Here is a 25,544-nt window from a genome sequence, read left to right as displayed (position 1 = left end):
TCGGACACCGTCTGTTACAGCCTGCGGCGGCACGCGAGTCACATTGTGCCGCCGGACGCTCAGCGGGACTCGCCCCGCGCGCGGCGCGCCAGGCGCCGCTGCCGCGCCAGCATGTTCAGCCCTTCCACCGCGGCCGAGAACGCCATCGCCGTATAGATATAGCCCTTCGGCACATGTGTGCCGAGCCCTTCGGCGATCAGCGTCATGCCGATCATCATGAGGAAGGCCAGTGCCAGCATCACGATGGTCGGGTTGCGGTTGATGAAGTTGGCCAGCGGCGTGGCGGCGAACAGCATCGCCATCACGGCGGCGATCACCGCGACGAACATGATCTGGACATGCTCGGTCATGCCGACCGCGGTGATGATGCTGTCGATCGAGAACACCAGGTCCAGCAGCAGGATCTGGCCGATCGCGGCGGCAAAGCTGTGCACCACCTTGCCGCTGCCGTTGCTTTCGCCTTCTTCCTCGGCGGTCACGTGGTGATGGATCTCGCGGGTGGCCTTCCACACCAGGAAGGCGCCGCCGGCGATCAGGATGATGTCGCGCCACGACAGGCCCTGCCCAAGGATCGTGAAGACCGGCTCGGTCAGCTTGACGATGAGGGCGATGGTGGCCAGCAGGCCAAGGCGCATCAGCAGCGCCAGGCTGATGCCGATCTTGCGCGCCTTCTCGCGCATCTCTATGGGCAGCTTGTTGGTGAGGATCGAAATAAAGATCAGGTTGTCGATCCCCAGCACGATTTCCATGGCCACCAGCGTGGCCAGCGCCGCCCATGCGGCGGGGTCCTGCAGCAATGCCAGCGACGATTCCATGTACGGGCTCCGGTGTCAGTAAGCAGCCGGCGCCCAGGCATCGTTCCAGGCGCACGAAGCTTCATGTTAGCGCAGCGCCGCTTGCCGAAATGTGTCCGCGAAGATAAAGGTTGTTTTGCACGTTAGTGGAATATAGTATGTGATATATCAAAACATCCAATCGAGCCATCAAGGAGACAGCAATGAAAGTGTGTATCTACGGCGCGGGTGCCATCGGCGGCTATGTCGGGGCGCAGCTTGCGCGCGCGGGGGCGGATGTCAGCTTCGTGGCGCGCGGCCCGCACCTGGCGGCGATGCAGGAACACGGGGTGCGGCTGCTGATCGACGGCGAGGAGCGCGCCGCGCGCGTGCGCTGCACCAGCGATCCGCGCGAGCTGGGGCCACAGGACTATGTCTTCATCACGCTGAAGGCGCACTCGGTGCCGGGGGTGGTCGACCTGATCCAGCCGTTGCTGGGCCCGGAGACCGCGATCGTGACCGGCGTCAACGGCATTCCTTACTGGTATTTCTACAAGCACGGCGGAGAACTGGCGGGATCGACGCTGGAAAGCGTCGATCCCGGCGCCCGGCAGTGGCGTGGTTTCGGGCCGGAGCGCGCGATCGGCTGCGTGGTCTATCCCGCTGCCGAGATCGTCGCGCCCGGGGTGATCAAGCACGTGTATGGCAAGAAATTCCCGCTGGGCGAGCCGGACGGCAGCCGCTCCACCCGCGTTACGCGGCTCAGCGAACTGATGATGGCCGCCGACCTGGAAGCGCCGGTGCGTGACAACATCCGCGACGAAATCTGGCTGAAGCTGTGGGGCAACCTGTGCTTCAACCCGATCAGCGCGCTGACCCATGCCACGCTCGATGTCATTACCTCGGACCCGTCCACGCGCGCGCTGTCGCGCCAGATGATGGTGGAAGCGCAGGGCATTGCCGAGCGCTTCGGCGTCAAGTTCCGCGTCGACGTCGAGCGGCGCATCGATGGCGCAGGAGCGGTCGGGGCGCACAAGACCTCGATGCTGCAGGACCTGGAGGCCGGGCGGGCGATGGAAATCGACCCGCTGCTGACGGTGGTGCAGGAAATGGGCCGGCTGGTCGGTCAACCGACGCCGATGTGCGACGCCGTGCTGGGCCTGATCAAGCAGCGTGATGCGATGGCCAAGCTCGCGGCGTAACCGCCGGCGGTAGTGGATGACGGGAGAGGCCGCGGGTCTGGCCCTCCCGCCCTGAGCCGGCCGCGCCAATGTTGCGCCTGGCCCGCTTTGGGGCAAGAAATGGCAGGACGATTGTGATATACCATATACGACAGACCGCGCACGCTGACGGTGCCGATGCATGACCGCAACGTATTGCTTGATGCATTTTCGTAATGAGTCGGGCGTTTTGCTAAGCTGTGCGGAAATGTGGCGGGCAGCCATCCCGGCCGCCGCGCCACCGGTCTCACACGAGCATATTCCATGTCTGCGCAACCACAATCCATCGTCCAGCCCAACGGGCTGACCTTGTCCGTGCAACCGATCAACGCTGGCGCCAGCCTGCGCGACCAGGCCTACGCCATGCTGCGGCAGGCCATCGCCGATGCCGACATCTACCAGTCGCACGACGAAATCCGGCTCGACGAAAGGGTGCTGAGCGAAGCCATGGGCGTCAGCCGCACGCCGATCCGCGAAGCCATGACGCTGCTCGAGCAGGAAGGCTTCCTGCGTACCGTGCCGCGCCGGGGCATCTACATCATGCGCAAGACCAAGCGCGAGATCGTCGAGATGATCCAGATGTGGGCGGCGCTGGAGAGCATGGCGGCGCGGCTGGCCACGCAGAATGCCACCGACCAGGAAATCGCCCAGCTGCGCCGCATGTTCGACAGCTTCCGCGATTCGACGCCGGCGGAGCATATCGAAGAGTATTCAGACGCCAATATCGTGTTCCACCAGGCGATCGTGCAGCTGTCCAAGTCGCAGATCATCATGGACACGATCCGCAATATCTTTATCCACGTACGCGCGATCCGGAAGATGACGATCTCGCAGAGCGACCGGGCCTCAAGGTCGATCGTGGATCACCTGCGCATCATCGAAGCGCTGGAAAAGCGCGATACCGAGCTGGCCGAGCGGCTGGTGCGGCAGCACTCGCTGGACCTGGCGGAATACGTGGAGAAGCACTGCGACTTCCTCGACTGAGGCGAGCGGGGAAGGCAACAATCGGCGGACTTCGGTCCGCCGTTTTTGTTTGATGTTCACGCGAATGCCATTTCGCCAGATGGTATGTAATATATCAATGTGAGAATTTAGCGCTGGCGTCTGTAGTGACGTTTGCGCAAGGTGCCTCATCATGCGCTTATGTTGCGCCGCATCGTCGATATTTCTGATGCATCCGTCAAACTCCTCTTGCTCTCTTCTGATATATCACATACCGTATGTCATCAGGAGCGACAAAAATCACCATCTCCCGAGGAGACTTTCGCAATGGAAACCAAGGCACTGCAAGGTGTTCGTATCCTGGACATGACCCACGTCCAGGCAGGCCCCTCGGCCACGCAGCTGATGGCGTGGCTGGGCGCGGACGTGATCAAGGTCGAGATGCCCGGCCGCGGGGACATTACCCGCAGCCAGCTGCGCGACGTGCCCAACGCCGACAGCCTGTACTTCACCATGCTCAACTCCAACAAGCGCAGCCTGACGCTGAACATGAAGACGCCCGAAGGCAAGGCGCTGCTGGAAGACCTGGTACAGCGAAGCGACGTGCTGATCGAGAACTTCGGGCCGGGTGTGCTGGAGCGCGCGGGCTTCGACTGGGAGCACCTGCAGGACCTGAACCCGCGGCTGGTCTATGCCTCGATCAAGGGCTTCGGCCCGGGACCATATGCTGACTGCAAGGCGTACGAGAACGTGGCGCAGTGCATGGGCGGGTCGGCCTCGACCACCGGCGATGCCGAAGGCGTGCCGACCGTGACCGGCGCGCAGATCGGCGACTCGGGCACTGGCATCCATTGCGTGGTCGGCATCCTGGCCGCGCTGCTGCAACGCGAGCACACCGGCCGCGGACAACGCGTGGAGGTGGCGATGCAGGATGCGGTGCTGAACCTGTGCCGCGTCAAGCTGCGCGACCAGCAGCGCCTGGACAACGGCCCGCTGCGCGAATACCCCAACCAGGAGTTCGGCGACCACGTGCCGCGCGCCGGCAATGCCTCTGGCGGCGGCCAGCCGGGCGCGGCGCTGCGCTGCGCGCCGGGCGGCCCCAACGACTATGTCTACGTCATCATCCAGCCGCAGGGCTGGGAGCCGCTGATGCGCCTGTGTGGCCGCGAGGACCTGATCACCAACCCGGACTACGCCACGCCGGAAGCGCGTCTCAAGCACCTCGCCGATTGCTTCGCCGTGATCGAGAAGTGGACCGGCAAGGTCAGCAAGTTCGACGTGATGGCAGCGCTCAACGAGGTGGATGTACCGTGCGGCCCGATCCTGTCGATGAAGGACCTGATCGAGGACCAGTCGCTGTACCAGCGCGGCTACCTGGTCGAGCTGGAGCATCCGCAGCGCGGTAACTATGTGCAGCTGGGGTGCCCGATCACGATGTCGGCGTCGCCGGTGCAGGTGGAGCGCTCGCCGCTGCTGGGCGAGCATACCGACGAGATTCTCGAATGGCTGGGCCGCACGCCCGCGCAGATCTCGGCGATGAAGCTGGCCGGGGCGGTATGACGCACCCGGCCTGAGGGGCGCTTGCTGGCGCCAGTCGTTCCCGCAGCGGCGAGGGCGACAGGCGCGGCAGGCGGCCCCTCCCGCCAATTCCTCTTTCTTCCTCGATCGAATCCTGCAACCGATATCGGCGCAGGCAGGGCCCGCCTTTGCCTGCGCAAGGAGCATTCCCGTGCAAACCTGGATACGCTTTCGCCGCGCTGACGGCGGCATCGCCCATGGGCGCCTCGAAGATCAACATCGTGTCGTCGAATACGACAGCGACGGTTTCAACCATCCCGCGCCCACCGGCGCTGTGCATGAACTCGCGGCGCTGACGCTGGTTGCGCCGTGCGAGCCCGGCAAGGTGGTGGCGCTGTGGAACAACTTCCACGCGCTCGCGCGCAAGCTGGAAAAGCCGGTGCCGACGCACCCGCTGTTCCTGATCAAGCCGGCGTCGTCGCTGGCCGGCCCCAACGACGCCGTGCAGCGCCCCAAGAGCTACGACGGCAAGATCGTCTACGAGGGCGAGCTTGGCATCGTCATCGGCAAGAAGGCGCGCAATGTGTCGGTGGGAGAGGCCGGCGCCCATATCTTCGGCTACACCATCGTCAACGATGTGACCGCGGCCGAGCTGATCACCGCCGATCCCAATTTCCCGCAATGGACGCGCGCCAAGGGCTTCGACACCTTTGGCTGTGTCGGCCCGGCCATTGTCACCGGCTTTGACTGGCGCGCCGCCAGCGTGGTGACGCGGCTCGATGGCGTGGAGCGCCAGAACTATCCGCTGTCGGACATGATCTTCTCGCCGGAAGAGCAGGTCAGCCGCATTTCGCAAGACCTGACGCTGTTGCCCGGTGACGTGATTGCCGTCGGTACCTCGCTGGGCGTGGGTTCGATGAAGGATGGCGCGGTGGTGGAGGTGTCGATCGCTGGCATCGGCTCGCTGGTCAACCACGTGCGCGGCTGAGCGCGACCTAACGCAAACTCGATTACGGTGAATGCCATGCCAATGACGATCGGTGTGCCCCGCGAGGTCCACCCGGGCGAGCGGCGCGTTGCCGCCACCCCGGACTCGGTCAAGGAACTGCTCAAGCTCGGCTACCAGGTCGTGGTAGAGACCGGCGCGGGGCAGGAGGCTTCTTTCTCCGACGATGACTACCGCGCCGCCGGCGCCGCCATCGTCGATGCGGCGAGCCTGTGGGCCTCGGTCGACGTGGTGGTCAAGGTGCGCCCGCCGCAGGTCCACCCCAGCCTCGGCGTGGAAGAGGCGGCGCTGCTGAAGAAGCATGCCACGCTGATCGGCTTTGTCTGGCCGGCGCAGCAGATGGCGCTGCTGGAGCGGCTGGCGCAGCGCGGCGCCACGGTGCTGGCGATGGACTGCGTGCCGCGCATCTCGCGCGCGCAGAAGCTGGATGCGCTCAGCTCGATGGCCAATATGGCGGGCTACCGTGCGGTGATCGAAGCCGCGCATGCCTTCGGCCGGCCCTTTGCCGGCCAGATCACCGCCGCGGGCAAGATCCCGCCGGCGCGCGTGCTGGTGATCGGCGCGGGCGTGGCGGGGCTGGCGGCAATCGGCGCGGCGCGCAGCCTGGGCGCGGTGGTGCGTGCCTTCGATACGCGGCCGGTGGTGCGTCAGCAGATCGAGAGCCTGGGCGCCGAGTTCCTGACCGTCGAGATCGAAGAGGACGGCAGTGGCAGCGGCGGCTATGCCAAGGAGATGAGCCCCGCCTTCATCGAGGCGGAGATGCGTCTCTTTGCCGAGCAGGCGCGCGAGGTGGACATCATCATCACCACCGCGCTGATCCCGGGCAAGCCGGCGCCGAAGCTGCTGCAGCCCGAGACCGTCGGGCTCATGCGTTCCGGCAGCGTGGTGGTGGACCTTGCCGCCGAGCAGGGCGGCAACTGCGTGCTGACCGTGCCGGGCGAAAGCGTGCGCCGCAACGGGGTGACGATCATCGGCTATACCGACCTGCCGAGCCGGATGGCGGCGCAGTCGAGCCAGCTCTACGCCACCAATATCCGCCACCTGTTGACCGAGCTGACGCCGGGCAAGGACGGCCGGCTCGTCGTCAACATGGACGACGAGATGATCCGCGGCGCCACGGTGCAGCACCAGGGCACCGTGACCTGGCCGCCGCCGCCGCTGACGGTGGCGATCCCGCAGCAGCAGGCGCCGGCCGCGTCGCCGCCGGTGCAGGCGGAAGCCGCCCCGCCGCCAAACCGTACCGGCGTGAAGCTGGCCGTGCTCGCGGTGGCGGCGATCGCATTGCTCGCCCTCGGGGCTGTGGCGCCGCCGGCCTTCATGGCGCACTTCACCGTGTTCGTGCTGGCGATCTTCGTTGGCTATCAGGTGGTGTGGAACGTCACCGCCGCGCTGCATACGCCGCTGATGAGCGTGACCAATGCCATCAGCGGGATCATCGTGGTGGGGGCGCTGGTGCAACTGGGCAAGCCGTCGTTGCTGACGGCTGTGATCGCGGGCTGCGCGGTGCTGGTTGCGACCATCAATATCGCCGGGGGCTTCCTCGTCACGCAGCGCATGCTGAAGATGTTCCAGCGCGACTGAACACAAGGGCAAAGGAGACCGAGCCATGCCTTCCGGAATCAGCAATATCGCTTACCTTGGCGCCAGCGCGCTGTTCATCCTCAGCCTGAGCGGGCTGAGCCATCCTGCCACCGCCAAACGCGGCAACCTGTTCGGCATCGCCGGCATGGTGATCGCGGTGGTGACCACCGTGCTGGCCGGCACGCCCGATGGCGTCGCCATCATCATCGGCGCGATGCTGGTGGGCGGCATCGCCGGCGCGGTGCTGGCCAGGCGCGTGGAGATGACGCAGATGCCGCAGCTGGTGGCGGTGCTGCACAGCTTCGTCGGCCTGGCCGCAGTGCTGGTCGGCTACGCCAACTACCTCGAACCCACCACGCTGGCCGGCGCCGAGAAGGCGATCCATGAGATCGAGACCTACCTCGGCATCCTGATCGGCGCGGTCACCTTTACCGGGTCGATCATCGCCTTCCTCAAGCTGCAGGGCACCATGGGCGGCAAGCCGATGCTGCTGCCGGGCCGCCACGTGCTTAATGCCGGCGCGCTGGTGGTGTGCGTGTGGCTGGGCTACAGCTTCCTGAGTGCTGCCGATCCGCAGCAGGGACTGGTGCCGCTGGCGGTCATGACCGGGATCGCGCTGCTGGTCGGCGCGCACCTGGTGCTGGCCATCGGCGGCGCCGACATGCCGGTGGTGGTGTCGATGCTGAACAGCTACTCCGGCTGGGCGGCCGCGGCGACCGGCTTCATGCTGGGCAATGACCTGCTGATCATCACCGGCGCGCTGGTGGGATCGAGCGGCGCCATCCTCAGCTACATCATGTGCAAGGCGATGAACCGCAAGTTCCTGTCGGTGATCCTGGGCGGCTTCGGCGCGGTGCAGGCGCAGGGCACGGCGACCGAGCAGGGCGAGGTGCTGCCGGTGTCGAGCGAGGAAGTCAGCAGCCTGCTCAAGGATGCCAACGAGGTCATCATCGTGCCGGGCTACGGCATGGCGGTGGCGCAGGCGCAGGGCACCATCAGCGAGATCGCGCGGCGGTTGCGCGCGCAGGGGGTCAATGTCCGCTTCGGCATCCACCCGGTGGCTGGCCGCTTGCCGGGGCACATGAACGTGCTGCTGGCCGAGGCCCGCGTGCCGTACGACATCGTGCTGGAAATGGAAGAGATCAACGACGACTTCGAGAAAGCCGACGTGGTGCTGGTGGTCGGCGCCAACGACATCGTCAACCCGGGCGCGCTGGAAGACCCTGCCAGTCCGATCGCCGGCATGCCGGTGCTGGAGGTGTGGAAGGCGAAGACCGTCGTGGTGTCCAAGCGCAGCATGGCGGCGGGCTACGCGGGAGTCGACAATCCGCTGTTCTACAAGGACAACACGCGCATGTGGTTTGGCGATGCCAAGGGCAGTGTCGATGCGTTGCTGCGGCAGCTGGAGGAAACGCCGGCGTAGGGGTTTTCCAGGGGTGGGGTGCCACCGGCAATCCTCGATGGCATTCCTGCACCCGAATTCATGCCAGTTCCCGCAATATATAAGCGGTCATGAATAGATACGATAAAAAACTTTAAGCCAAGACTAATTTAGCTTCAGTTAGCATCAATCCACGGATTCATGTGCCGCAAGGCCAAGGGCAGGTCCAGTTGTAAAGGACTCACCCGCATAAAGCCCGTAAGTGCTCGTCGAGGCGCAATACAAAAAAGCCAGGAGACTGCTGGCCCCCTGCGCAACGGTTCATCACGGGCCATTTAGATGGCCTCAAAGTGCCTGAAAACGTGGCATGTAATATATCTGACGACTGAGATATCCGTGCAATTAGTTTGCGGATTGAACTCCTGGATCTGTGCAAAGGGGGAATGGATTGCGCAGATTAAGGAATTGCACTGATTTGAGCGCAGATAAAGACCAGTTTGCTGCAGTGCACTGACGAAAGTTTGTCGCAGAGTAGGAAAATAGCTTGCCGTTCTCTGATATATCACATACCGTATGTCATCAAGAGCGGTCGAACAGACCGGCAGAGGGTGAAGCAAGGGGACAGCCCCCGCGCACTACGAACACGAGTCCAAGGAGGAGACCAAGCATGTCCGAAGTCGTAGCGAAGGGGGCCGGGAGCACCACCGCGGCAGCCACCCTGAAATAGAAGATTTCCAACCCCAGTCAATTTGTATAGAAGGAAGCAACCATGGCAGAAGTCGGAAACGAGCTGCAGCGTCACGCCACGGAAGAACATCAGGCACAAACCGATGGTTTTCATCTGGTCATCGACGCGCTGAAGCTGAACGGCATCGAAAACATCTATGGCCTGCCCGGTATTCCGGTCACCGATCTGGCGCGTCTGGCGCAGGCCAACGGCATGCGCGTCATCAGCTTCCGCCACGAGCAGAACGCAGGCAACGCAGCAGCGATTGCCGGCTTTCTCACGCAAAAGCCGGGCGTTTGCCTGACCGTTTCTGCGCCTGGCTTCCTGAACGGGCTGACGGCGCTGGCGCATGCGACCACCAACTGCTTCCCGATGATCCTGATCAGCGGCTCGAGCGAGCGCGAGATCGTCGATCTGCAGCAGGGTGACTACGAAGAGATGGACCAGTTGGCCATCGCCCGTCCGCACGCCAAGGCTGCCTTCCGCGTGCTGCACGCTGAAGACATTGGTGTCGGTATCGCGCGTGCCATTCGTGCCGCCGTGTCGGGCCGTCCGGGCGGTGTGTACCTGGACCTGCCGGCCAAGCTGCTGGGCCAGTCGATGGAAGCCGAGAAGGGCCGCAAGTCGCTGATCAAGGTGGTCGATCCGGCCCCGCGCCAACTGCCTGCCCCGGACTCGGTCGACCGTGCCGTCGCGCTGCTGAAGAGCGCCAAGCGCCCGCTGATCCTGGTAGGCAAGGGTGCTGCGTACGCACGCGCCGAAGCGGATATCCGCACGCTGGTCGAGAAGACGGGCATTCCGTACCTGCCGATGTCGATGGCCAAGGGCCTGCTGCCCGATACGCACCCGCAATCGGCCTCCGCCGCACGCTCGTATGTGCTGGCTGAAGCTGACGTGGTGTTGCTGGTCGGTGCCCGCCTGAACTGGCTGCTGTCGCACGGCAAGGGCAAGACCTGGGGCAAGCCAAAGCAGTTCATCCAGATCGATATCGCGGCGACCGAGATGGACAGCAACGTCGCCATCGCCGCGCCGGTAGTCGGTGACATTGGTTCGTGCGTGTCAGCGATCCTCGACAAGGTCGGCAACGACTTCACCAAGCCGGGCGCCGACTGGCTGAACGCGGTGGCCGACCGCAGGGACACGAACCTGGCGAAGATGGGCGAGACCCTGGCCAGGGCCAAGGATGCGTCGCCGATGAACTTCCACGGCGCGCTGGGCGTGCTGAAGGATGTCGTCAAGGCCAATCCGGGCATCTCGTTTGTCAACGAAGGCGCCAATACGCTGGACTACGCCCGTGCCGTGATCGACATGTACGAGCCGCGCAAGCGCCTGGACGTGGGCACCTGGGGCGTGATGGGCGTGGGCATGGGCTACGCGGTCGCCGCGGCGGTCGAGACCAGCAAGCCGGTGCTGGCGCTGTGCGGTGACAGTGCGTTTGGTTTCTCGGGCATGGAAGTCGAGACGATCTGCCGCTACAACCTGCCGGTCTGCATCGTCATTTTCAACAACAACGGCGTCTACAAGGGTATCGACGTGAATCCGACCGGCGGCAAGGACCCGGCGGTCACGACGTTCGTCCCGGGCGCGCGCTACGACAAGATGATGGAAGCGTTCGGTGGCGTCGGTCACAACGTCACCACGCCGGCGGAACTCGAAGCCGCGGTGAACGAAGCCCTGCGGTCGGGCAAGCCCACGCTGGTCAACGCCGTCATCGATCCGTCTGCTGGCACCGAAAGCGGTCGTCTGACCAATCTGAATCCGCAAAGCTCGGCCAAGAAGTAATTCACCCGAATTTCACCCCCGAATTTCACCGCTCTAATCCAATAGGAGAACGAAAGTGAACCTCCCGCTCAACGGCATCAAGATCATTGACTTCACGCACGTCCAGGCCGGCCCCGCGTGCACGCAGCTGCTGGCATGGTTCGGCGCCGACGTGATCAAGGTCGAGCGCCCCGGTTCCGGCGACGTGACGCGCACCCAGCTGCGCGATATCCCGGATGTCGACGCGCTGTACTTCACCATGCTCAACTCCAACAAGCGCAGCCTGACGCTGGACACCAAGAAGCCGGACGGCAAGAAGATCCTGGAGCAGCTGATCCGCGAGTCGGACGTGCTGGTCGAGAACTTCGGCCCGGGCGCGCTGGACCGCATGGGCTTTTCGTGGGAGCGCATCAACGAACTGAACCCGAAGATGATCGTGGCTTCGGTCAAGGGCTTCAGCGACGGCCACCACTACGAAGACCTGAAGGTCTATGAGAACGTGGCGCAGTGCGCAGGCGGTGCGGCTTCGACCACCGGTTTCTGGGACGGCCCGCCGACGGTGTCCGCCGCGGCCCTGGGCGACTCCAACACTGGCATGCACCTGGCCATCGGCATCCTGACCGCGCTGATCGGCCGCGACAAGACTGGCAAGGGCCAGAAGGTGGCCGTGTCGATGCAGGACGCCGTGCTGAACCTGTGCCGCGTCAAGCTGCGCGACCAGCAGCGCCTGGACCGCCTGGGCTTCCTGGAGGAGTACCCGCAGTATCCGCATGGCAGCTTCAGCGACGTGGTGCCGCGCGGCGGCAACGCGGGCGGCGGCGGCCAGCCGGGCTGGGTGCTCAAGTGCAAGGGCTGGGAGACCGACCCCAACGCTTACATCTACTTCACCATCCAGGGCCATGCCTGGGAGCCGATCTGCAAGGCGCTGGGCAAGCCGGAATGGATCGACGATCCCAACTACGCCACGGCCAAGGCGCGCCAGCCGCATATCTTCGATATCTTCAACACCATCGAGGAATGGCTCGCCGACAAGACCAAGTACGAGGCGGTGGACATCCTGCGCAAGCATGACATCCCGTGCTCGCCGGTGCTGTCGATGAAGGAGATCGCCGACGATCCGTCGCTGCGCGCCAGCGGCAGCATCACCGAGGTGCCGCACAAGGAGCGTGGCACTTACCTGACGGTGGGCAGCCCGATCAAGTTCTCCGACCTCAAGCCGGAGATCACCGGTTCGCCGCTGCTGGGCGAGCATAGCGAGGAAGTGCTGGCCGGCCTGGGCTACGGCGCGGACGACATCAAGCGCCTGCGCGAGTCCCAGGTGATCTGACGCCACCTGCCCGGCACATGTGCCGGGGCGTACGCCGGGGCCGCGCAAACCGCGCCGCCCCGGCGTTTTTGCTTGCAGCGTGGCCCCGGGCCGCGCTACCTTGATGGCAACATACCCCAACCGGCAATGACCGACAGAGAGGGAATCCCCATGCCAGAACCCATCGATTTCGCGCAACTGGTGTCCGCCATTGGCGACGCCGTCATCATCTCCGACGCCAAGGGCGCCATCACGCTGTGGAACCCCGCCGCCGAGCGCATGTTCGGCTTCACCCAGGCCGAGGCCATGGGCCAGTCGCTCGACCTGATCATTCCCGAGCGACTGCGCGGGCGCCATTGGGAGGGCTATGACAAGACCATGGCCACCGGCATCACGCGCTACGGCCATGACCTGCTGAAGGTGCCCGCGGTCGACAAGCACGGCAAGACCATGTCGATCGCCTTTACGGTGGCGCTGCTCAAGGACGACGCGGGTGCCATCACCGGCATCGTCGCCGTGATCCGCGACGAGACCGTGCGCTTCCAGGAAGAGCGGGCGCTGAAGAAGCGGCTGGTCGAGCTGGAGAACCAGGTCAAGGAACAGGCCTGATTCTCCACCTCTCCCATAAATGACCCATAAATGGGAGAGGGGACACAACATTCGCGTTTTCCCTTCTGATTGTTGCCAGCGCCGTCGCACAGTGCCGCGGCGCTGCACCCCGTCCTTTCGTCCCCGGGAATACCCCAAGCCCTTTCGGCCGCGCGCCTTGCGCGCCGCTTCAATGCGCCCGAACGCCGCCTTTTCGGTACCAAAAGCATTGACGTGGTACCTAACGGCCCCTACATTGGGGCCTGACAAGAACAGCCACCGAGGAGACAAGATGACCCTTCAGCCCCCAGGCGTTCCGGCGGTCTCGCGCGTGCACGGCGGCGCGACCGTTGGCCAGCTCTATGCGACGGCGCTGCGCGCGCGGCCGGGCGTGCCGGCCATCGTGGGCGACGACATCACGCTGGGTTACGACGAACTCGCGCAGCTGTGCGCGCGCCTCGCGCGGCTGTTCGCCGCCAGAGGGCTGGCGCGGCAGGATGCCGTGGCCTTCCTGGTCGGCAACCGCGCCGAAGCGGTGGCCGCGATCATCGCCGCGCAGCTGGCCGGGCTGAAGAACGTGTCGCTGCATCCGATGGCATCGGAAGCGGATCACGCCTTCGTGCTGCAGGAGGCGGGCGTGACGGCGCTGGTGGTCGACAACGCGCGTTTCGCCGAGCGGGCGCGCGCGCTGGCCGGTGCCCGCGCGGTGCAGGTGCTGCCGCTGGACGACGGCGAATTCGGCCCCGGGCTGGCCAGCGTGGCGGCGGCGATGGATGGCGCCGACTATATCCCCGGCGACGATCCCACGGAAATCAGCAAGATCTCCTTTACCGGCGGCACCACCGGCCGCTCCAAAGGCATCTTGCATACCCACCGGACCACGGTGACCGTGCTGCAGTACATGCTGGCTACCTACGAGTGGCCGGCGCAGGTGCGCTACCTGGTGACCACGCCGATCTCGCACGCGTCGGGCGCCATGATCCTGCCGACGCTGCTGCGCGGCGGTACCGTCTACCTGTGCGACAAGTTCAGCCCCGCGGACTTCCTGCGCCGCGTGGCGCAGGACCGCATCAACCTGACTTTCCTGGTGCCGACGCAGATCTACGGCGTGCTCGACTGCGATGGCCTCGATACGGCCGACCTGTCCAGCCTGGAACTGGTGCTTTATGGCGCCGCGCCGATCGCGCCGGTGCGGCTTGCCGATGCGCTGCGCCGCATTGGCCCGGTGTTCGGCCAGATCTATGGCCAGGCCGAAGCGCCGATGTGCATCAGCTACCTGCCACGCGCCGACCACGACCCGGATCGTCCGGAACGGCTGCGTTCATGCGGCAAGGTCATCGCCGGCAACCAGGTGCGGCTGCTCGACGCCGACCTGCGCGAAGTCGCGCCGGGCGAGGTCGGCGAACTGTGCGTGCGCGGGCCGCTGGTGATGGAAAGCTACCTGAATCGGCCGGAAGAAAACGCGAAAGTCTTCGCCGGCGACTGGCTGCATACCGGCGACATGGCGCGCTGCGACAGCGAGGGTTACCTGTACCTGGTCGACCGCGCCAAGGACATGATCATCAGCGGCGGCTTCAATGTGTACCCGAGCGAGGTGGAGCACTGCCTGGCGCAGCACCCGGCCATCGCCATGTCGGCGGTGATCGGCATCCCGGATGCCAAGTGGGGCGAGTCGGTCACGGCCATCGTCGTGACGCGCCCCGGCGCCGCGTTGACCGAGGCCGACGTGATCGGCCATGTCACGCAACACAAGGGTGTGGTCAACGCGCCCAAGCAGGTCGTGTTTGCCGAAGAACTGCCGCTGACCGCGCTGGGCAAGATCGACCGCAAGGCGATCCGCGGCCGCTACTGGGGCGGGCAGGAACGGCAGGTGGCCTGAGCGCCGCTGACGCATGCCGCCAGGCTCCGCCAGAGGGCCGGCGGCAAGACGAGGACAACAACCATGGAGGAGACCATGTCATTCCGCATCATCCGGCATGCGCGCCACGCCGTGCGCGCCGCCCACGCCTGCTTGCTGGCGCTTTGCCTGGCCAGCCCCGCCGCTCACGCCAGCGAGCCGTACCCGTCCAGGCCGATCCGTTTCGTCGTTCCGTTTGCGCCCGGTGGCGTGACCGACCTGACCGCGCGTACCTTCGCCAAATACATGGGCGATACGCTGGGCCAGCCGCTGGTGACCGAGAACAAGCCCGGCGCGGGCGCGACCATCGGCGCCAACTTTGTCGCGCGCTCGACGCCGGACGGCTACACGCTGCTGCTCGGCACCAACGTCACCCATGCGATCAATCCGCGGCTGCTGGCCTCGACGCCGTATGACCCGCTGAAGGACTTCCAGGCGGTGGCCGTGTTCGGGCTGAACGGCAACGTGCTGCTGGTCAGCAACAGCTTCCCGGCGAAGACCTTTGCCGAGTTCCTTGCCTATATCAAGGCCCGGCCGGGCAAGATCAACTATGCCTCCGGCAGCGTCGGCAGTTCGGCGCACCTGGCGGCGGAGCTGCTCAAGCAGGAAGTGAATGGGCTGGAATATACGCACGTGCCGTACGGCGGTCCGTCCGAGGCCATGTCGGCGCTGATCGGCGGACACGTCGACTTTCTGTTCGCCAACATCGGCGCCGCGGTCACGCAGGTCAAATCGGGCAAGGTCAGGGCGCTGGCGGTGACGACCGCGAAGCGCGCACCGCAATTGCCGGATGTGCCGACCATTGCCGAGTCGGGCGTGCCGGGATTCGAAGTGGTCGGCTGGATGGCGGCGTTCGTGCCCAAGGGCACGCCGGCGCCGGTGGTGACGCGGCTGAACGAGGTCATCAACCAGGCGCAGAAGAACCAGGACCTGCGCACCACGCTCGACGCGGCCGCGCTGATCCCGGTGGCGGGCGCGCCGGAACAGGCTAGCCGCTTTGTGCAGGATGAATACACCAAGTGGGGCAAGGTGATCCGCGCCGCGAACATCCCGCCGCAGTGATCCCGGCTGGCCGGGCTAGGATGCGCGCGCGTCCTGTCCGGGCCGGCACAGCAGGCCATTCAGGATGATCTCGTAGAACTCGCTGAAGGCGTCGCCGATCTTCATGCCGGTCTCCTTCAGGAACTGCTGGTTGCGCAGCCGGTGCGCGGCGCCAAGGATGGCTTCGGACACCAGCCGCGGATTGTGTTGCGCCATCTGCCCGGCGCGCATGCCGGCCTCCAGCAGGCTCTCCAGGCCGCGCACACGGGCCAGCTGGTAGGCGTCGAACGCGGCCCTGCCGCTGTCGATCGCATCCAGGTCGGTCAGCGCTGCCTTGCCCAGCCCCGACGTGTTCAGCGTGGCGTGCAGGTAGGCGGAAACCGCGTGCGCCGGATCGCTTTCGCGGCGGGCCGCGGCAAAGCCCTTTTCCAGGCTGGCCGCGAGCACACGCTCGCAGATGCCTACGAACAGCGCTTCCTTGGTCGGCGCGATCTCATACAGCCGCCGCCGCGAGCAGCGCATGCGCTGCGCGAGCTCGCCGATGGTCAGCGACGACACGCCTTCGGTGCTTAGCAGCCGGGTCAGTTCCAGGATGAATTCGTCGTCGGTGCGTCGGGTGGCCATGAAAACAGGGAAGGGCGGAATGCCGGGTGTCGAGGGAATCCTCGCATCTTACGACGATCAGCGCATAAGTCTTGCAATCGGCTCCGAGGGGCCTTGCAGGCTGCCACGCGAGCGCGCCGCGCGCCGCGCCAGCAGCGACCCCAGCGGCAGGGCCAGCCCGAAAGCCAGGTAGACCAGCGTCAGCATGGGCGCCGACAAGCGCCGCTCGAAGCCGGGCGTCAGGCGGTGCGGCGTACACTTCAGGTCCACCAGGCAGGCCAGGCCTGCGATGCCGAGACCGCCAAGCGCCAGGGTACCGAGGGCACCGCGCGCATGATGCCGTGCCACCGCGGTTTCATAGAACACTGCCCAGAACACCGACATCGCATGATGGATCACGTAACCCAGCACGGTATGCCGGACCGACGGCCGGTTCGCATGCAGGGCGCGTTCGCCCCAGATCCAGTGGCTGACCGCATTGACCGGCGCGAAGGCGCTGCCGCAATCGACGGTGCCGCCGCAGGCGAGCATGCCGGAGGACAGCAGGCTGGCGCAGGCGCCGGACACCGCGGCGCGGCGCAGGATGGTGGCCGCATTCGTCGGGTGCTGGTGCCCGGTGCCGGCGGCTTCAATGGCCGGCATGCCCGTGCTGCCCTGGTGGTAAGTGGATTCCATGTGGTGGCGGGAATAAGGCGCGTGCGTGCGCCGGCCGCACCAGAAGCGCCGCACGGCGGCGCCACCGCCATGACAAGCGAATTCTATGCTGTCGCCCACTTCGTGGCGAAGGTCAGGAATTCAACCGCGTTGAGCCTTTCCGCGAGCGCGTTCCCATGCCAATGCGGGAGTGGCGGCGAGCGCGGGAATAAAAAAGGCGAGGCCGCCAGAGCGCCTCGCCTGTAATCGATCGGACCGCTCAGTTGAGATGGCCGACCGCGCGCAGGTATTCGTTCTTTTTCTCGAAGATCAGCCCGCTGAGGAAGGCCGCATCATAGGCGGCGAGCAGGTGGGCGTGGTGCTCTTCGATATAGCGGGCGACGCGGGCCTTTTCGCATTCGATGCCGCACAGCCATTCGTACATCTCGGCATCCCAGCGGAAGCGCAGGCCCAGTTCGATGAAGGCGGCGTTATAGGCCGCGAGCTGCGTCTCGCGCGGGATGGGCTGGTTGTCGGTACCGACCGTGATGGCTGCGGGGCGGCTGTCAATCTGGACCTGGTTCATGGCTTGTCTCCTCGGTGCGCTGTAGCGGTGGGTTGAGACAAGCATAGGAATGGCGAACGATTTACGATAATTAAAGTTTCATCGCTTAATCATAAGTAATCGTTTATGTATCGCGGTGGCTACGCTTGCCGACGGATCAACCCCTCCACGCCCGTAATCCGCTGGATCAATCCGGCGCCTTCCTCCATCAGGAACTGCTTGAACGCCAGCGCCACCGGTGGCAGGCGCTTGTTCTTGCGGTGCACCACATACCAGTTGAGCATCACCGGGAAGCCCTCGATATCGAGCACGGCCAGCTTTCCCGCCTGCAGTTCCAGTCCCACGGTGTGCGCTGACAGGAACGCGATGCCCATGTTGGCGATCACCGCCTGCTTGATGGTTTCAGTGCTCTTGATCTCCATCGCGATGCGCAGGTTGGAGAGTCGTCCGGCAAAGCCTTCCTGCATCGAATTCCACGTATCGGAGCCTTTCTCGCGCGATACGAAGGCCTCGTCGGCCAATCCCGCCAGCGGGATCTTGCGCTTGCCGACCAGCGGGTGGCTGGGCGCCGCGACGATGACGTAAGGGTGGGGCGCGAAGACTTCGTTGATGGTGTCCATGCCTTCGGGGGGGCGCACCATGACCGCGAGGTCGGTCAGGTTGCCGGCCAGCTGGTGCAGCAATTCCTCACGGTTGTGCACCGCGAGATTCAGCGTCACACCGTCATGGCGCTCCATAAACTCGGCCAGCAGCCGCGGAAAGAAATAGTCGCCGGCGCTGATCACCGCCACGTTGAGCCGCCCCCCGGAGATGCCCTTCAGCTGCGACATGGCGTCTTCCGCCTCGCGGAACTGCTGGATGATGCTGCGGCTGTAGTGCAGCATCTCGTGCCCGGCCGGCGTCAGGTAGATCTTCTTGCCGAGCTGCTCGAAGAGCGGCAGGCCGACATGGTGTTCCAGTTGCCGGACCTGGGTCGACACGGCCGGCTGCGTCAGGTGCAGTTCCTCGGCGGCGCGCGAAAAGCTCATATGGCGGGCGACGGTTTCAAAGACCTTCAGTTGCCGCAGCGTGGCGTTCTTCATTCAATCGTTCCGTGCAATATATAAACGGTCGTCAATACAAACGATAAAAAACTTTATGCAGTGTTGATCTTAGTTTCAAGTAGCATCAATCCCAGATTTGCATGCCGCAATGTCAGGCGCCGATCTCATCGTGACCAAGGGCCCACTCCGCAGAGGCCCGGGAGGGCGTCCCGTCCGGGACGCAGCTGACAAGCACCAGGAGACAAAAACAGATGGCGCAATATGAAGCGGCAGCCACGCCCGCTCACGGCGACGTGAACGGGCGGGGCCTGCAGAACCGTTGGACGCAGCTTGCAATCGGCGTGGTGTGCATGGGGCTGGTAGCGAACCTGCAGTATGGCTGGACCTTGTTTGTATCCCCGATGGACGCCAAGCATCACTGGGGAGCGTCGGCGATCCAGGTGGCATTTTCCATTTTCATCGTGACCGAGACCTGGCTGGTGCCGCTGGAGGGCTGGCTGGTGGACAAGTTCGGTCCGCGCCCGGTGGTGGCGGGCGGGGCGATCTGCGCGGGGCTGGCGTGGGTGATGAACGCGTATGCGACCACGCTGCCGGAGTTGTATGCGGCGGCGGTGATCGCGGGCATCGGTGCGGGCGGGGTGTACGGCACGTGCGTGGGCAATGCGCTGAAGTGGTTCCCGGACAAGCGCGGGCTGGCGGCGGGGCTGACGGCGGCGGGGTTTGGCGCGGGCGCGGCGATCACGGTGATTCCGATCGCGAACATGATCCAGAGCGCGGGCTATGAGAAAGCGTTCCTGTTCTTCGGCATCCTGCAAGGGGTGTGCATCTTCGTGCTGGCGCTGCTGCTGGTGAAGCCCAGGGCGCCCAAGGGCGCGGTCGCGGCGAAGGCGGTGCTGACCAACCCGGTGGAATACACGCCGGGCCAGATGGTGAAGACGCCGGTGTTCTGGCTGATCTACGCGAGCTTTGTCGCGGTGGCGGCGGGCGGGATCATGGCGACGGCGCAGCTGGGGCCGATCGCGAAGGACTACGGCTTTGCGTCGATGCCGGTGACGCTGCTGGGACTGACCTTGCCGCTGCTGACGATGACCTTGTCGATCGACAACCTGTGCAACGGCTTCACGCGTCCGCTGTGCGGGTTCCTGTCGGACAGGTTCGGTCGCGAGAACACGATGTTCGTGATCTTCATCGGCGAGGGGCTGGCGCTGCTGGGGCTGATGCAGCTGGGGCACAACCCGTACTGGTTCATGTTCTTCGCGGCGCTGACGTTCCTGTTCTGGGGCGAGATCTTCTCGATCTTCCCGGCGCTGTGCGCGGACACGTTTGGCAGCAAGTTCGCGGCGGCGAACGCGGGCACGCTTTATACAGCGAAGGGGACGGCGGCGATGCTGGTGCCGCTGGCGTCGGTGCTGTCGGCGCGCGGTGGCTGGGAAGCGGTATTTACCGTGGCGGCGGTCGTGACGATCGCCGCGGGGATCTCGGCCAAGGTCTTGCTGGCGCCCATGCGCAGGCGATTTATTACCGGGCAGGCCGAGGGCCTGCCGGCATCCGATGCCGCGTACCTGCCCCGGATCCAGAGAGAAGGAGACTAAGTACCCCGGAAAACGGCCTGCCTGCGCGCGGGCCGTTGCCGTGACGCAAGGCTAACGACCGCGCGACACAAGCAAATCCATACCCACAGCAACGATGGCTGCACACAGCCACGCCCCATCAAGGAGACTGCCATGACCGGACCGCATGCATCGGTGCCCGCACCGCGACATCCCGCCGCGCCCGACCACGGGTTGCGCCTGAGCCTCGCCGTCGCGTGCCAGGGAGGGCGGCCATGAACATCTCGCTCCCCCAGCTGAAGGCCTTCGCCGCGGTGGCGCGGCACAAGAGCTTTACCCGCGCCGCCGCCGAACTCGGCCTGACGCAGTCCGCGGTGAGCCGCAGCGTGCGCGAGCTGGAAGAGGAAATCGACCAGCGGCTGTTCGACCGCACCACGCGCCAGGTGGAACTGACCGAAGCCGGCCTGCACCTGTCGCAGCGCATCTGCCACCTGATCGAGGAAGTCGAGCAGACTTTGCGCGACAGCCAGAGCGCCAGCCGCCCATGCCAGGGCCTGGTGCAGATCGCGTCTGACCCGGTGCTCAGCTCGATGTCGCTGCCGGCGTGGCTGGCAGGCTGCCGGCAGGCGTGGCCCGCGATCTCGATCCACCTGAAGGACCGCTCGCAGGAATCTGTGCTGCAGAGCGTGCGCAGCGGCGAGGTCGATTTCGGCATCGCCACCGATCCGCACGCCGCGGATGACCTGTATTGCGAGCCGCTGTGCACCGACCCTTATCACGCCGTGCTGCCGGCGCAGCATCCGCTGGCCGCGCGCGACTCGGTAGGGTGGGGCGAGCTCAGCGATGCCAGCGTGCTGACACTGGACCAGCAGTGCGGCATGCAGCCGGCGGTGGAGAAGGCGCTCAGCAGCTACCACGTGCGGACCAGTTCGCTGCAGTTGCTCGGGCACTTTGCCGCGGTGTTTGGCATGGTTGCGCTGGGGCTCGGCATCGGCGTGGTGCCGTCGCGCGCGCAGGCGGGTGGCCTGAACCCGGCCGCGGTGATGCGGCCATTGCGGCCGCAGGTGACATCCACCGTCATGCTGGTGCGGCGCAAGAGCCGCTCACTCAAGCCCAATGCCGCAGCCATCTGGGATGCATTGCGCGGGCTCGAGTATGAACAACCGACTGCCACGCGGCAGGAAACCACCAAGGTGTGACGGGGGGCGGGATAGCGCGCCGGCCCTGTTGTATAGGAGCAAAACTTCTACTGATATATTACATACAGGATATTTACACATAGTGCGGCGCAGCATATAATGAAAACTCCTGACCACAACGTAACTGGAGTTTTCAAATGGAAGTCGCACTGCTCTTCGTCCTTGGCCTGGCCGCTCTTGCCGGCGGTGTCGCCATGACCATCCTGCTCGCCACCCGCCTGCCGATGGACGTGCTGGTGACCGCGCAGGAACACGGCCGCTTTGCCGGACTGGGCTCGAACCAGGAAAGCCATGGTGTTGGCCGCGCTCGCCCGTCGCGCGTAGTGCCCGCCGCCGGCGAACTGGCGTACGCCTGAAGCCAGGCGGCGCCGGCTGCCGTCCGCGCATTCGTGCATGGACCGGCTGCTGACCGCAGATGACAAGGGCTGTAGCGGCCGGCAACCCTTGTGGCGCAGCAAGCAGTAAGGTAGTCCCCCGGTGCACTTCCCTGGATGCCACACGCGCTGGCAGGCAGGGCGGGTTCCAGGCGAACCCACGGCCGCCACCATCCTCCTACCCCGTCATTCCCCCCAAATTCCGCCGATTTCGTGGCCAGACAAGCAGGCCATGTCTTATTGTATCTATCTAGGGACTTTCCCGAACCGACCGTTTTCCCGGGTTTTCCAGCGGGGCGATCCCCGGCATTCTGATGGCTGCCAACGACGCGCGGATTGATGCGCCGACTTAAGGCAACTGCTTGATTTCCAAGGATTCCCGGTACCAGCGGTACGGCCGTTGATGCATTGCGCGCACCAGTCGCGCGGCACCATCGGCCATGCGGGCGCCAGTTGCGGACAGGGCATGCTGCAGAGCCGCAACGAATACGCTTGACTTGGTTGATATATCACATACCGTATAGCACTAGAACGGCTAAGCTGTTCGAGACCGAGAGTCACGCAGAGGCGTCTTCAGGCGCCCAATCTTCCACCTTGGCGGCTAGCCGCTATAAGGAGACATCATGGAACTGCAGCAAAGGGAGTCCACGTCGCGCTTTGCGTCGCCGTGGGTGCAATTGGTCTTCGGCGTGATCTGCATGGCGATGATCGCCAACATGCAGTATGGCTGGACGCTGTTCGTCAACCCGATCGACGATAAATACCACTGGGGCCGCACCGCGATCCAGGTGGCATTCACCATCTTCGTCGTGACGGAAACCTGGCTGGTCCCGATCGAGGGCTACCTCGTCGACAAGTACGGCCCGCGCCCGGTGGTGGTGGGTGGCGGCTTGCTGTGCGCCATTGCCTGGGCGCTGAACTCGGTGGCGTCCTCGCTGCCGATGCTCTACGTCGCGGCGGCAATCGGCGGCCTGGGCGCAGGCGCTGTGTATGGCACCTGCGTGGGCAACGCGCTGAAGTGGTTCCCCAATCGCCGCGGACTGGCGGCAGGGATCACGGCGGCCGGGTTCGGCGCGGGCTCCGCGCTGACCGTGGTGCCTATCGCCAACATGATCAAGACGTCGGGCTATGAAGCCGCGTTCCTGTGGTTCGGTCTTGGCCAGGGCCTGATCGTGTTCATCCTGGGCATGGCCCTGTTCCCGCCTTCCGCCAAGATCCTGAGCGAGGTCAAGACCACGCTGAAGGCTGCCGCCACCTACAACGCTTCGCCGCGCCAGGTGCTGAAGTCGCCGATCTTCTGGGTCATGTATGCGATGTTCGTGATGATGGCCGCCGGCGGCCTGATGGCCACCGCCCAGCTCGGTCCGATCGCCAAGGACTTTGGCCTGCACGACGCGCCGATCTCGATCCTTGGCCTGACCTTGCCCGCGCTGACCTTCGCACTGACCATCGATCGCGTGCTCAACGGCTTGACGCGCCCGTTCTTCGGCTGGATCTCCGATCATATCGGCCGTGAACGCACCATGTTCTTTGCCTTCGGCGTCGAGGCCATCGGCATCCTGCTGCTGTCGAAGTACGGCCATCATCCGGTTGCCTTCGTGATCCTGACAGGCGTGGTGTTCTTCGCCTGGGGTGAGATCTACAGCCTGTTCCCGGCCACCTGTGGCGACACTTTCGGGCCGAAATTTGCCGCGACCAATGCGGGCCTGCTCTACACCGCCAAGGGCACCGCAGCGCTGCTGGTGCCGTTCTCCAGCGTGATCACGACCGCCACGGGTAGCTGGCATGCGGTCTTCATGGTGGCCTCGGGCATGGCGGCATTGACTGCGATCATGGCGCTGTTCGTGCTCAAGCCGATGCGCGAAGCCCATGCCCGCAAGTATGTCCACGCCAATACCTCGGCACCAATGGGCTACCGTACCGTGCCCGAAGACCTGACCTGATGAAGAAAGCAGTACGGCGCCTGCGGGCGCCGGTAGTATCCGGGGCAGGCGGCCTCGATGCCTGCACGGGCACCCGCCCCGGTAGCACAATACAAAAAACAATGAAGCACGACAGGAAGGTGGCCCGCCGGGCACCTTCCTGATCGGCCATCCGACATCCACAAAAGATCCAGGCACCGCCATGAACCAGGTTGTCATCCCCCTCGATGCGACAGGGCTCGGCCGGCAGCGCAAGCGCCGCCAGCCCAAGGGCCGGCAGGTCGACGCGGCCGCGCTGGCCGAAGTGCGCGTGGCGCTGGGCGACATGCCGCGCCGCCGCGACCTGCTGATCGAACACCTGCACTGCATCAACGACCGTTACGGCCAGCTGGCGATGCCGCACCTGGTGGCGCTCGCCAGCGAGTTGAAGCTGTCGATGACGGAGGTCTATGAGGTCGCAAGCTTCTACCACCATTTCGACGTGGTCCGCGAGGATGCGGACGGACAGATTGCCGCGCCGCCCGCGCTGACGGTGCGCGTGTGCGAGGGCATCGCCTGCGAACTGGCAGGCGCGCAGGCGCTGATCGACAAGCTGCCGGCGTTGCTCGGCACAGACGTGCGCGTGATCGCCGCGCCCTGCATCGGCCGTTGCGAGAAAGCGCCCGCGGCGCTGGTCGGGCAGAACCCCGTGGACGGGGCGACGGCCGATACGGTAGCCGCCGCGGTGCAGGCCAGGGCCGTGCGTCATGAGCCTGAGCCTCATATCGATTACGGCGCGTACCGTGCAGCAGGCGGCTACGACCTGCTGCAGTCGCTTGCCGACGGTACGCTCGATCCCGCCGCCGTGCTGTGCACGATGGAAGATTCCGGCCTGCGCGGCCTGGGCGGCGCGGGCTTCCCCACCGGCCGCAAATGGCGCATCGTGCAGAAGGAGCCGGCACCGCGCCTGATGGCCGTGAATATCGACGAAGGCGAGCCGGGCACCTTCAAGGACCGCGTCTACCTGGAGCGCGATCCGCACCGCTTCCTGGAGGGCATGCTGATCGCGGCGACGGTGGTCAACGTGTCGGCGATCTACATCTACCTGCGCGACGAATACGCCGGCTGCCGTGCGCTGCTGGCCGAGGCCTTGCGGCAACTGCGCGACGATCCGCCCATTCCCGGCCTGCCGGTCATCGAGCTGCGCCGGGGCGCCGGCGCGTACATCTGCGGCGAAGAGTCGGCCATGATCGAGTCGATCGAAGGCAAGCGCGGCATGCCGCGGCTGCGCCCGCCGTATGTGGCGCAGGTGGGCCTGTTCGGGCGGCCCACGCTCGAGCACAACTTCGAGACCCTGTACTGGGTGCGCGACATCATCGAGAAGGGCGCGGAGTGGTTCGCCGCGCAGGGACGCAACGGGCGCAAGGGCTTGCGTTCGTTCTCGGTATCCGGACGCGTGAAGAAGCCGGGCGTGCATCTGGCCCCCGCGGGCATCACCGTGCGCGAGCTGATCGACGAATACTGCGGTGGCATGCTCGACGGCCACGCGTTCTACGCGTACCTGCCGGGCGGCGCGTCGGGCGGCATCCTGCCCGCGTCGATGGGCAATATCCCGCTCGATTTCGACACGCTGCAGCCCTATGGCTGCTTCATCGGCTCGGCCGCGGTGGTGATCCTGTCCGACCATGACAGCGCCACGCAGGCGGCGCGCAACCTGATGCACTTCTTCAAGCATGAGTCGTGCGGGCAATGCACGCCATGCCGCACCGGCACGGCCAAGGCACTCGACCTGATCCGGCAGCAGAAGTGGGACCTGGCCGCGCTGGACGACCTGTCCGCGGTGATGCGCGATGCATCGATCTGCGGGCTGGGGCAGGCCGCGCCCAATCCCGTCGACTGCGTGATCAAGTACTTCCCGCACGAACTCGCGTGAGA

At 65.3% G+C, this 25,544-nt stretch carries 21 protein-coding genes; 16 read left to right on the top strand and 5 right to left on the bottom strand.

What is annotated here, in order from left to right; genetic code table 11:
- Positions 1–59: 59 nt before the first annotated feature.
- Positions 60–815, bottom strand: a complete 756-nt coding sequence (locus CTP10_RS25945) for a TerC family protein (RefSeq protein WP_116321760.1) — start codon at positions 813–815, stop codon at positions 60–62.
- 182 nt (positions 816–997) lie between these two features.
- On the opposite strand from CTP10_RS25945, the gene CTP10_RS25940 reads away from it, so the two are divergent.
- From CTP10_RS25940 to CTP10_RS25890, 11 genes are all read left to right on the top strand, one after another.
- The gene (locus CTP10_RS25940; RefSeq protein ID WP_116321761.1) at positions 998–1,975 is read left to right on the top strand and encodes a 2-dehydropantoate 2-reductase; all 978 of its coding nucleotides are present in this window, start codon (positions 998–1,000) and stop codon (positions 1,973–1,975) included.
- Between the two features lie 282 nt (positions 1,976–2,257).
- A complete protein-coding gene (locus CTP10_RS25935; protein ID WP_116321762.1) occupies positions 2,258–2,977 on the top strand; it encodes a GntR family transcriptional regulator in 720 nt (239 codons plus the stop codon).
- Positions 2,978–3,262: 285 nt separating this feature from the next.
- Positions 3,263–4,495 (top strand): formyl-CoA transferase, encoded by a 1,233-nt coding sequence (frc, locus tag CTP10_RS25930; RefSeq protein ID WP_116321763.1) that lies wholly within the window; start codon positions 3,263–3,265, stop codon positions 4,493–4,495.
- Between the two features lie 169 nt (positions 4,496–4,664).
- Positions 4,665–5,441 carry a fumarylacetoacetate hydrolase family protein gene (locus tag CTP10_RS25925; protein ID WP_116321764.1) on the top strand — a complete coding sequence of 259 codons (777 nt, stop codon included), beginning with the start codon at positions 4,665–4,667 and terminating at the stop codon, positions 5,439–5,441.
- A 36-nt stretch (positions 5,442–5,477) separates the two neighbouring features.
- Entirely contained in the window at positions 5,478–7,040 is a 1,563-nt protein-coding gene (locus tag CTP10_RS25920) for a Re/Si-specific NAD(P)(+) transhydrogenase subunit alpha (protein WP_116321765.1), read from the top strand.
- A 25-nt stretch (positions 7,041–7,065) separates the two neighbouring features.
- Positions 7,066–8,463 (top strand): Re/Si-specific NAD(P)(+) transhydrogenase subunit beta, encoded by a 1,398-nt coding sequence (gene pntB / locus CTP10_RS25915; RefSeq protein ID WP_116321766.1) that lies wholly within the window; start codon positions 7,066–7,068, stop codon positions 8,461–8,463.
- A gap of 727 nt (positions 8,464–9,190) precedes the next feature.
- Positions 9,191–10,930, top strand: a complete 1,740-nt coding sequence (gene oxc / locus CTP10_RS25910; RefSeq protein WP_116321767.1) for an oxalyl-CoA decarboxylase — start codon at positions 9,191–9,193, stop codon at positions 10,928–10,930.
- A gap of 55 nt (positions 10,931–10,985) precedes the next feature.
- On the top strand, positions 10,986–12,236 hold the full coding sequence (gene frc / locus CTP10_RS25905) for a formyl-CoA transferase (protein ID WP_116321768.1): 1,251 nt from the start codon (positions 10,986–10,988) through the stop codon (positions 12,234–12,236).
- A 150-nt stretch (positions 12,237–12,386) separates the two neighbouring features.
- Positions 12,387–12,824 carry a PAS domain-containing protein gene (locus CTP10_RS25900; RefSeq protein WP_116321769.1) on the top strand — a complete coding sequence of 146 codons (438 nt, stop codon included), beginning with the start codon at positions 12,387–12,389 and terminating at the stop codon, positions 12,822–12,824.
- A gap of 271 nt (positions 12,825–13,095) precedes the next feature.
- Entirely contained in the window at positions 13,096–14,682 is a 1,587-nt protein-coding gene (locus CTP10_RS25895) for an AMP-binding protein (RefSeq protein ID WP_116321770.1), read from the top strand.
- Between the two features lie 75 nt (positions 14,683–14,757).
- The gene (locus tag CTP10_RS25890; RefSeq protein ID WP_116321830.1) at positions 14,758–15,762 is read left to right on the top strand and encodes a Bug family tripartite tricarboxylate transporter substrate binding protein; all 1,005 of its coding nucleotides are present in this window, start codon (positions 14,758–14,760) and stop codon (positions 15,760–15,762) included.
- Positions 15,763–15,777: 15 nt separating this feature from the next.
- Here CTP10_RS25890 and CTP10_RS25885 read toward each other — a convergent pair whose 3' ends face one another.
- The 4 genes from CTP10_RS25885 to CTP10_RS25870 form a co-directional block, all read right to left on the bottom strand.
- A complete protein-coding gene (locus tag CTP10_RS25885) occupies positions 15,778–16,365 on the bottom strand; it encodes a TetR/AcrR family transcriptional regulator (RefSeq protein ID WP_116321771.1) in 588 nt (195 codons plus the stop codon).
- 57 nt (positions 16,366–16,422) lie between these two features.
- On the bottom strand, positions 16,423–17,019 hold the full coding sequence (locus CTP10_RS25880) for a hypothetical protein (protein ID WP_233528272.1): 597 nt from the start codon (positions 17,017–17,019) through the stop codon (positions 16,423–16,425).
- Positions 17,020–17,257: 238 nt separating this feature from the next.
- Positions 17,258–17,563 (bottom strand): LysR family transcriptional regulator, encoded by a 306-nt coding sequence (locus tag CTP10_RS25875; RefSeq protein ID WP_116321772.1) that lies wholly within the window; start codon positions 17,561–17,563, stop codon positions 17,258–17,260.
- Between the two features lie 119 nt (positions 17,564–17,682).
- A complete protein-coding gene (locus tag CTP10_RS25870; protein ID WP_116321773.1) occupies positions 17,683–18,624 on the bottom strand; it encodes a LysR family transcriptional regulator in 942 nt (313 codons plus the stop codon).
- 212 nt (positions 18,625–18,836) lie between these two features.
- Between CTP10_RS25870 and oxlT (CTP10_RS25865) the strand changes: the two genes are divergently transcribed.
- From oxlT (CTP10_RS25865) to CTP10_RS25845, 5 genes are all read left to right on the top strand, one after another.
- Positions 18,837–20,177 (top strand): oxalate/formate MFS antiporter, encoded by a 1,341-nt coding sequence (oxlT, locus tag CTP10_RS25865; protein ID WP_116321774.1) that lies wholly within the window; start codon positions 18,837–18,839, stop codon positions 20,175–20,177.
- Between the two features lie 233 nt (positions 20,178–20,410).
- Entirely contained in the window at positions 20,411–21,334 is a 924-nt protein-coding gene (locus CTP10_RS25860) for a LysR family transcriptional regulator (protein ID WP_116321775.1), read from the top strand.
- Positions 21,335–21,471: 137 nt separating this feature from the next.
- Positions 21,472–21,690 carry a hypothetical protein gene (locus CTP10_RS25855; RefSeq protein ID WP_116321776.1) on the top strand — a complete coding sequence of 73 codons (219 nt, stop codon included), beginning with the start codon at positions 21,472–21,474 and terminating at the stop codon, positions 21,688–21,690.
- 641 nt (positions 21,691–22,331) lie between these two features.
- On the top strand, positions 22,332–23,651 hold the full coding sequence (gene oxlT, locus CTP10_RS25850; protein WP_116321777.1) for an oxalate/formate MFS antiporter: 1,320 nt from the start codon (positions 22,332–22,334) through the stop codon (positions 23,649–23,651).
- Between the two features lie 181 nt (positions 23,652–23,832).
- Positions 23,833–25,542, top strand: a complete 1,710-nt coding sequence (locus tag CTP10_RS25845) for an NADH-ubiquinone oxidoreductase-F iron-sulfur binding region domain-containing protein (protein ID WP_116321778.1) — start codon at positions 23,833–23,835, stop codon at positions 25,540–25,542.
- Positions 25,543–25,544: the final 2 nt, after the last annotated feature.

Source organism: Cupriavidus sp. P-10 (assembly GCF_003402535.2).
Taxonomy (GTDB): domain Bacteria; phylum Pseudomonadota; class Gammaproteobacteria; order Burkholderiales; family Burkholderiaceae; genus Cupriavidus.
This window is presented reverse-complemented; position numbering and strand designations above follow the sequence as displayed.

What these genes read in the sequence shown, in the direction of transcription:
- CTP10_RS25945 (WP_116321760.1), bottom strand. Translation starts at nt 815, where the DNA reads ATGGAATCGTCGCTGGCATTGCTGCAGGACCCCGCCGCATGGGCGGCG.
- pntB (WP_116321766.1), top strand. Translation starts at nt 7,066, where the DNA reads ATGCCTTCCGGAATCAGCAATATCGCTTACCTTGGCGCCAGCGCGCTG.
- CTP10_RS25845 (WP_116321778.1), top strand. Translation starts at nt 23,833, where the DNA reads ATGAACCAGGTTGTCATCCCCCTCGATGCGACAGGGCTCGGCCGGCAG.
- CTP10_RS25895 (WP_116321770.1), top strand. Translation starts at nt 13,096, where the DNA reads ATGACCCTTCAGCCCCCAGGCGTTCCGGCGGTCTCGCGCGTGCACGGC.
- CTP10_RS25940 (WP_116321761.1), top strand. Translation starts at nt 998, where the DNA reads ATGAAAGTGTGTATCTACGGCGCGGGTGCCATCGGCGGCTATGTCGGG.
- CTP10_RS25875 (WP_116321772.1), bottom strand. Translation starts at nt 17,563, where the DNA reads ATGAACCAGGTCCAGATTGACAGCCGCCCCGCAGCCATCACGGTCGGT.
- CTP10_RS25890 (WP_116321830.1), top strand. Translation starts at nt 14,758, where the DNA reads ATGTCATTCCGCATCATCCGGCATGCGCGCCACGCCGTGCGCGCCGCC.
- CTP10_RS25855 (WP_116321776.1), top strand. Translation starts at nt 21,472, where the DNA reads ATGGAAGTCGCACTGCTCTTCGTCCTTGGCCTGGCCGCTCTTGCCGGC.
- CTP10_RS25880 (WP_233528272.1), bottom strand. Translation starts at nt 17,019, where the DNA reads ATGGAATCCACTTACCACCAGGGCAGCACGGGCATGCCGGCCATTGAA.
- oxlT (WP_116321777.1), top strand. Translation starts at nt 22,332, where the DNA reads ATGGAACTGCAGCAAAGGGAGTCCACGTCGCGCTTTGCGTCGCCGTGG.
- CTP10_RS25935 (WP_116321762.1), top strand. Translation starts at nt 2,258, where the DNA reads ATGTCTGCGCAACCACAATCCATCGTCCAGCCCAACGGGCTGACCTTG.
- CTP10_RS25870 (WP_116321773.1), bottom strand. Translation starts at nt 18,624, where the DNA reads ATGAAGAACGCCACGCTGCGGCAACTGAAGGTCTTTGAAACCGTCGCC.
- frc (WP_116321763.1), top strand. Translation starts at nt 3,263, where the DNA reads ATGGAAACCAAGGCACTGCAAGGTGTTCGTATCCTGGACATGACCCAC.
- CTP10_RS25885 (WP_116321771.1), bottom strand. Translation starts at nt 16,365, where the DNA reads ATGGCCACCCGACGCACCGACGACGAATTCATCCTGGAACTGACCCGG.
- CTP10_RS25900 (WP_116321769.1), top strand. Translation starts at nt 12,387, where the DNA reads ATGCCAGAACCCATCGATTTCGCGCAACTGGTGTCCGCCATTGGCGAC.
- CTP10_RS25920 (WP_116321765.1), top strand. Translation starts at nt 5,478, where the DNA reads ATGCCAATGACGATCGGTGTGCCCCGCGAGGTCCACCCGGGCGAGCGG.
- oxlT (WP_116321774.1), top strand. Translation starts at nt 18,837, where the DNA reads ATGGCGCAATATGAAGCGGCAGCCACGCCCGCTCACGGCGACGTGAAC.
- oxc (WP_116321767.1), top strand. Translation starts at nt 9,191, where the DNA reads ATGGCAGAAGTCGGAAACGAGCTGCAGCGTCACGCCACGGAAGAACAT.
- CTP10_RS25860 (WP_116321775.1), top strand. Translation starts at nt 20,411, where the DNA reads ATGAACATCTCGCTCCCCCAGCTGAAGGCCTTCGCCGCGGTGGCGCGG.